General features: G+C 54.6%; 5 protein-coding genes and 1 pseudogene. 3 read left to right on the plus strand and 3 right to left on the minus strand.

Annotated features, from left to right (window positions below; translation table 11 throughout):
* The 3 genes and pseudogenes from ACTJK9_RS29445 to ACTJK9_RS29455 all read left to right on the plus strand — a co-directional run.
* On the plus strand, positions 1 to 822 hold an 822-nt coding region (locus tag ACTJK9_RS29445), incomplete at its 5' end, for a formylglycine-generating enzyme family protein (RefSeq protein ID WP_440817842.1).
* A 129-nt stretch (positions 823 to 951) separates the two neighbouring features.
* Positions 952 to 1,210 (plus strand): annotated as a pseudogene (locus ACTJK9_RS29450) (DUF533 domain-containing protein); the annotation flags it as partial.
* An 89-nt stretch (positions 1,211 to 1,299) separates the two neighbouring features.
* Positions 1,300 to 2,292 carry a formylglycine-generating enzyme family protein gene (locus tag ACTJK9_RS29455; RefSeq protein ID WP_440817844.1) on the plus strand — a complete coding sequence of 331 codons (993 nt, stop codon included), beginning with the start codon at positions 1,300 to 1,302 and terminating at the stop codon, positions 2,290 to 2,292.
* A 38-nt stretch (positions 2,293 to 2,330) separates the two neighbouring features.
* Here ACTJK9_RS29455 and ACTJK9_RS29460 read toward each other — a convergent pair whose 3' ends face one another.
* The 3 genes from ACTJK9_RS29460 to tssI form a co-directional block, all read right to left on the minus strand.
* Complete coding sequence (locus tag ACTJK9_RS29460; protein ID WP_440817846.1) at positions 2,331 to 4,835, minus strand: LysM peptidoglycan-binding domain-containing protein; 2,505 nt, start codon at positions 4,833 to 4,835, stop codon at positions 2,331 to 2,333.
* 19 nt (positions 4,836 to 4,854) lie between these two features.
* Positions 4,855 to 5,688 carry a DUF4123 domain-containing protein gene (locus tag ACTJK9_RS29465; protein ID WP_440817848.1) on the minus strand — a complete coding sequence of 278 codons (834 nt, stop codon included), beginning with the start codon at positions 5,686 to 5,688 and terminating at the stop codon, positions 4,855 to 4,857.
* A partial coding sequence (gene tssI, locus ACTJK9_RS29470) for a type VI secretion system tip protein TssI/VgrG (RefSeq protein ID WP_440817850.1) occupies positions 5,685 to 7,103 on the minus strand: 1,419 nt, incomplete at its 5' end. The genes ACTJK9_RS29465 and tssI, both read right to left, overlap by 4 nt.

Raw genomic sequence — 7,103 nt, forward strand, 5'->3', positions numbered from 1 at the left:
GTCCTCAACACTGTAGTTCAGTCGATTGACAACATGGTGTTTGTCGAAGGTGGCCAGTTTAATATGGGCGACTTTGGCTGGGCTTGCGAATACGACGAAACGGATGTTTGCACCTGGCCTTGCGGGCAGGAGCCGGAGCAGCTTTGTCATATCAGCAGGAAGGGCAATGACGATTTCCTCCATCCGGTAAAGTTGAGCAGTTACTATCTATCGAAATATCAGGCTACGTTGGCGGATTTCGATCTTTTTTTTGTGGCTAATGGAAAACCGCTCTATGACGCAGAGGATCGAAAACGCAAAGATTTGGAAAATCTTTATTTGCCTAACCTTCCTGCACCAACTCAAAGCTGGCAGGAAGCAAAAGATTATTGCACTTGGATTGGTTCTTTAAGTGGTTACGAAGTAGACCTGCCGACAGAGGCGCAATGGGAGTTTGCAGCCCGCAACCGTGGGCAGCACATCCTGTTTCCTACTGATACTGGGAGTCTTGATTACGGTAAGAATTTTCCTTTTGAAAATGAAGAGGAAAATTTCCCAGTGAATCGTTTTGCACCTAATCCTATGGGGTTCTATGGCATGGCTGGTAATTCCACCGATTGGGTTAATGACTGGTACGATGAAAATTATTACAAAGTTTCTCCTGTAGACAATCCTCAGGGGCCGGAAACGGGCGAAAAGAAGATCAGGAGAGGATCTACAACTTTGGAAGCGCCACTGTCTGCGGCACCTCTCGTCCGCCGTTGGCCTGAAGAATTAGTGCAAAAATATCATTCAAGCGATACAAGTTTTAGGTGTGCAATTCAGTCCAGTAAGCCGCTTTAGTATTTCAGGCTGAAGGCGTCTTCTGCACCTTCATTTTTAGACCCCAAACGAAGAGGTGACAGGTTTGTTTTTCAAAGTGTCAATCTGTCACCTTTTTTGTCGTAGAAGCCCTTTGTAGCCGTCGACTAAGCCGACAGCCACATCGATGATCGCGAACGTCAATTGATCCACGAATTACCAAACTCCACAACGACCAGCAATTTAAGTCCTGGCTTCACACCAAACTCCATAGCTCCTTGAGCCTGCCGACGTTACGCGGATAGCAACGGAGGTGTATGTGCCGAGCGTGATGATAGGAATGGAGAGGTGGTATCTGGATGAGCTGGCTTGGCATTTGAAGCTGGGGCCGGGGTTGAAGGTTGAGTTGGAGAGGCAGGTCAGGTTGGCTTTTGTGGGGAGGAGGTATTCAGGTTTTTGTGAGACACGGCAGGGGATGTTAAGGTTTGGCCTTTGACGCACCTTATAAGGAAATTGCCCGTGTTACGTCAGTTTGTGCTTGCCCTCCCGGCCCTGTTTTTTCTGGCCGGCTGCGAGGCCGAATCCGGCCCATTGCCAGTCAGCAAGAGCCTGACACCGGAAAAAGTCGCGTCGATTGCGGAAACTATTAAAACCAAGTATCCGAACCTGTCCAGCGAGATGCGCGAAAAGGTMCTCAACACYGTAGTTCAGTCGATTGACAACATGGTGTTTGTCGAAGGTGGCCAGTTTGATATGGGCGACTTTGGCTGGGCTTGCGAATACGACGAAACGGATGTTTGCACTTGGCCTTGCGGGCAAGAGCCGGAGCAGCTTTGCAATATTAGTCGTAACGGTGATGATGATTTTGTTCATCCGGTTAAATTGAGCTCTTACTATCTTTCTAAGTTTCAAACTACTGTGCATGATTTTGACGTTTTTTTTACGGCGCAGGGTAAAGAGGTGTTTGATGTTAAGCTTCGAGAGAGAGAGGATTTAAAGAGTATGTATTCTCCCAAGCTTCCTGCGCCTACAAAGTCATGGCAAGAAGCAAAGAGTTACTGTCTGTGGGTAGGTGATATTAGTGGTTATGCTGTAGATCTGCCAACGGAAGCGCAGTGGGAGTTTGCTGCCAGGAGTCGTGGGCAACATATATTGTTTCCAACTAATAGTGGAAGTCTGGATTTTGGTAAAAATTTTCCGATTGAAGGGGAGGGGGAGACGTTCTTCGTTGATAGGTTTCTTCCTAATTCGCTAGGTCTTTATAATATGTCCGGCAATGCAACCGATTGGGTAAATGATTGGTATGGCGAGGACTATTATAAAAACTCTCCAGTCGATAATCCGCAAGGTCCAGAAACAGGTGAGCAGAAAGTAAAGCGCGGCTCAAATTACCCGGAGGCACCATTGTCGGCAGCCCCGGTTGTTAGGCGCTGGCCTGAGAACCCAAATGAGGAAGCGTATTATCCGGGCACGAGCTTTCGCTGTGCCATTCAAACAGATAAACCACTTTGAATTAGCATGGATGAGAAGGCACCTCCAGGTGCCCTTCTTCAAGCCAAGCCAACAAAGCTATTGCTACGCCTTGCAGCCAGTAAGGTTCTTTCTTTACGCCAGGGCGGGCTCGGACTCCATGCGAGGGTTCCGTATTCAATTGTCGAGCTGTTAATGTTTACTGCCAGTGTTTTGATAAATCGGTTGAATTGCTGTTGCTCAGTGCCATCAAGTATAGAGTTGATACGGTTCAGGCTGTCCATTGAATTAACTTTTTCACCATTTTTTGAGCAGTGCTCTAGTGCTTCTACAAAGTGTCTCCAGCTGCGAAGGTGGGATAGTAATAAGACAATGGCTTGCTCTTGGTCTTCAGCCCAACTATCCACAAAGCTCTCGGTTAACAAATGAAGCATTGGGCCAACGGTCTGAGGGGGTAGTTTTTGAAGTGGTATTGTTTTTTTGCCGATCTGAATTGATTGGTTTTTGATTAAGTATTTCGCTAGGTTTTGCGCCTCCTGTTTTGTGGACTCTCTTTGCTTCCACCAGGCGGACATTTTTCTGAATCCACCGTCAAAGGCGCTTGCAACTGATTCCCCTGGATTTGTCGCAATTTTATATAGCCCGGCCGCCATATAGTTGAATGCGTCTTTAGTCACAGCTAGCTGGTAATGGAAGTCGGCTTTAGACAGAGCGTTGCAAAACACGTAGATCAGATCACCTATCTTCTCAATATCCACCGACGTACCAAAACCGCCTCCCGCTCCAGGCCCGAAGACGAGGCTAGCTTTGCAGTTGATTGCCAAGCGGTTGGCGCTGATCTCAATGCCAAAGTCGAAGCCTGCACCAATACCCAATGCCGCATTCCCCTCCGCCTTGATTTCCACCAGACTCGACCAGTCCGTACTGCCACTGTCATTCGCCTGTCCGGGCGTGATCTTGCCCACACCTTGTTTGGTGGAATCAAGCCACTTCAATGTTCCGGTTACGGTTCCGCCACCTTGAACGCCCGCGAATGCGTTGCCCTTCAGGCCGAGGCTGCCACCGCGTTTCTTGTCGACGGCCAGGTCGGGCGTACTCAACAGCGCGGTCACACCGGAGGCTTCTGCTTCCTTGGGTTTGTATTGGGCTTTGGCACCTGCCTGGCCTTGCGCGGTGGCGCCAAGGAAGCAAGACAATTCCACCTTGCCGTCGAGCCGGAAGATGCCAATGTCGCTGACCACTTCCTTGCCTTCGGCATTGCGGTACGGCATGCGCACCACGTAGCCACCCTGGTCGGGAAAGTAGCTCTTGAGTGCAACGGAGCCTTCGGCCAGAGAGATTGCTGCGCTGCCTTTGACGCCGAGTTCGATGTTGCCTTTGCCGGGTTCCCAACTGTTGATACCGGCACTGGCCGTGGCGGCAAAACGGAACGCGTGGGCTTCGGCCGACACGGCGTACATCGCAGAGTCCGCTTCGTTGGAGGTCCAGGAGCATTCTTTGTGCAGTGCGTTGAGCAGGTTGTCGTCCTTGCTCGTCCACGATGTGAATTTGGCTTCCAGGCTCCCCAGAGGGCTGGTTTTGCGACCATCATTGACCGCCGTACGGATGTCCTTGATCAGATCCTTGGCCAGATTCTTGTCCAGTGGTTTGCCTTGCATCACCTTGGTAGGGACTTTGACACTCCAGGTGAGTTGTTCTCGGGTGCGTACCGGAATGTAGTGGCGGCGAGACGGGTCACGGAAGGAAATGTATTCGACCACCGTAATCCCGGTTTTGACCTGCTTGCCTTTCTGGGTGTCCGAGGCTTTCCCTTTGCCATGTTTGATGTCTGGTGCTGCACCGTTGGCACTGGTGGAGCTGTCGCCGGCTTCGGCTTTGCCTTGTGCGGCAATCCGGTTGCGCAGTGACTGAATCTCCGCGTTGAGCTCGGCAACTTTTTTGGCTTGCAGGCCTTCCCAGTTGGTCTCCAGATAGTTGCCTTCGAACGCGGGCTGCGGCTTGTAGCGCTGATACCAGTCACGGGCCTTTTGCACGGTCGCCAGTTGGCCTTGCAGATCCTCCTTGCGCTCGATGACAGTTTTCGGTTTTTCCACCGGGGGAGGGGAGCGTTGCAGCAGGCCTGCTTCCTCGGCCTTCGCGTTCCAGTCATCTTTGACACAACGCGAGCAGGAGCACCCCGCCTGAGGATCCTTGGTCTTGGCGCATTTGCTGGCTTCGGTCGCCTTGGCCAGATTCTGATGCAGCTCGTCCATGAGTTTTTTGACGAGGTCGCTCTGCTGCTTGAGGTCTTTCGACTCTTTTTCAGTCAGTACGTAAAAGTGTTCATCTCCGGTGATGTGTACGACATCGACCAGTTCGTCCTTGCACTCGACGGCACCTTTTACAGCCGTTGTGCTTTGGTTGTCGGCGTGTTTGGGTGGCGGCAGGGCTTTTGCTGCAGGTAATTTCAGAACCCAGCCGACCTTGATGTGATTGGGATCTGTGATGATCGGGTTCAGTCCCCGAAGATCCGCCACGGAGCATTTGTTGGCGGCGGCAATGCTGCCAAGAGTGTCGCCGCTCTTAACGGTGTAGGTGTCGCTCATTGCGCATCGTCCTTGTGATTCACAGGCTTTCCAGTTGCATCAGCTTGTCGCCCAGCGCGACGTCGTCCCGCGCCAGTAATTCGGCGGCCGGTGACTGATCCCAGAAACTGTCGCCACGCTGGATGGCGACTCGAAGCCATCGCTCCTGGTCGGCCATTTGCTCGTAGCCCATGTCCTGTCCGGCCAGCAATTGGCGGTGGACGAATTCGACGGCGTCCTCCGTGGGCAAGACTTCCTGATAATCGTCGGCAAAACGGGTCGCAATGACCTTTAGCCTGCCCTGCTCGATCAGCGCCTGGCGCTCCGGGCTCAAATGCAGCCAGCCCGGAGCCTGAGTTTCCGTTGAAGCGCTTTGAGGCGACTTGGCGTAATACCGCCAGCCGATCTCATTGCGCCAGGCTATGCCACTGAAGGGGCCGATGAATTGGGCTTTTTCAGCTTCGCTGAGGCTGAATAGCAGAGGCTCCAGCCAGCGCGGTTCATAGAAGCGCATCATTTGCTGAGGGTCTTCATCGGTTTTCACGGTCAGCAGACTGCGCCAGTGTTCAATGCCCTGATCCAGCAAGGCCGGATCACTCAACCAGGCGACACACCCTGCATCGGATTGCTCCAGCAATTTGCTGGCGTAACTCGCAGCCGAATGCTTTTCCGGGTACATGACTACGTAGGGGCCAGCAGGCTGGAGCTCGGCGTAAGGCGTGTTTGTAAACAATGGAATACAGCTGGGCCTGGATTGTTCTTCACCTCGAAACAGGTGGCTCAGCAGGTCCGGATCAAAACTGCGATCCAGAATCAGGCACATTGCCCCGGTTGTCGCAGGCTGCTCGAAAGGCGACTGGATGGAGGTAATCATGCTGACGCTCCCGTCTGGTGAACCGGGCAGCACCCGGTCGCGTCGAGATGACATGACGGCGTCGGCAACAGCACGCCTGCCTTTGACTGTGCCTTGAAGGAGCCGAGGGAGGGTTTGACGACTTGGCCAGCCTTGTCCGCATCCGCCTGTTTCAGCACGCCCGGCATCAGTGGGGCGGCGCCGGTGCCGCTGCCCGGTCCTCCGCCGGAGTTGATGTTGATCGCCGGCCCGCTCATGGTCACGCCGCCGCCATCGATCTTGATGAAGCTGCCACCGCCGACCAGCGTCAGCTCAGCCCCGGCCTCCAGCACCACCTTCATGCCACTGCTCAGGTGAATTTCCTGGCCGGCGTCGATGAATTGTCCGGTGCCGATCTTGATGTGCTGGTTCACGCCCACGGTCAGGTGATCGTTGGCCCGAGCCTCGACTTTGCGGTCTTCGTAAACGGTGTGGTGTTCTTCGGCCTTGAATTCCGTGTAGCTGTTCTTTTCCACGACGTCGTGGCGTTCGTTGCCGACGCGGATTTTCTGGTCGTGTTCGATGTTTTCGTCCCAGTCGCGCTGGGCATGGAGGAAGATCTGTTCCTGGCCTTTCTTGTCTTCGATGCGCAGTTCGTTGAAGCCGCCGCCACCCATCGAGCTCAGGGTCTTGAAGGTGGTGCGGGTCTTGTTCGCCGGCAGGGCGTAGGGGACGGTGTTTTCCTTGTGGTACAGGCAGCCGGTGATCAGCGGCTGGTCGGGGTCGCCTTCGAGGAAGGTGACCAGCACTTCCATGCCGATTCGCGGGATGGCGATGCCGCCGTACTGGGCGCCGGCCCAGGCGCTGGAGACGCGCAGCCAGCAGCTGGTTTTGTCGTCGGCCTGGCCGTCGCGGTCCCAGTGGAACTGGACTTTCACGCGGCCGTATTCGTCGCAGTGGATTTCTTCGCCTTTTGGGCCGGTAACCACGGCGCTCTGGCTGCCGAGGATGCGCGGTTTCGGGTGGCGCAGGGGCGGGCGGTTCGGCACGTCCCACGGGGTGGCCTGAAAGCGGTTGCGGTAGCCCTGATGGAAATCGTCTTTCAGCGCGGTGGTGTCGCTGGTGACCGACTCTTCCAGCACCTGCGGCTGCTTGCCTTCGTGGTGGACTTCGGTGAGCAGCCACAGGTCATTCCACTTGGCCTTCGGGTGTTCTTTGAGTGCGAGGAAATGGCCGCTGACCAGCAACGGCTGGTCGCTCTTGCCTTCGGCGAGCTGGAAGTCGCTGCGGTGGCGTTCGAGGGCGCGTTTGGCCAGGTGCTTGCCGCGCTCGCGGTCGACGAAACGGCCCGGGTAATCGTAGTCCTCGAGGTCGGGCAGGGCGTCGCCGCGGTTTTCGCTTTCCAGCGTCAGGCGCGGTTTTTCGAAGTCGTAGTCGCGGCGGGTGGTGCGGCTGGT

The organism is Pseudomonas sp. 22082 (assembly GCF_052046055.1).
Lineage (GTDB): Bacteria > Pseudomonadota > Gammaproteobacteria > Pseudomonadales > Pseudomonadaceae > Aquipseudomonas > Aquipseudomonas pharyngis.

What these genes read in the sequence shown, in the direction of transcription:
- ACTJK9_RS29465 (WP_440817848.1), bottom strand. Translation starts at nt 5,688, where the DNA reads ATGATTACCTCCATCCAGTCGCCTTTCGAGCAGCCTGCGACAACCGGG.
- ACTJK9_RS29460 (WP_440817846.1), bottom strand. Translation starts at nt 4,835, where the DNA reads ATGAGCGACACCTACACCGTTAAGAGCGGCGACACTCTTGGCAGCATT.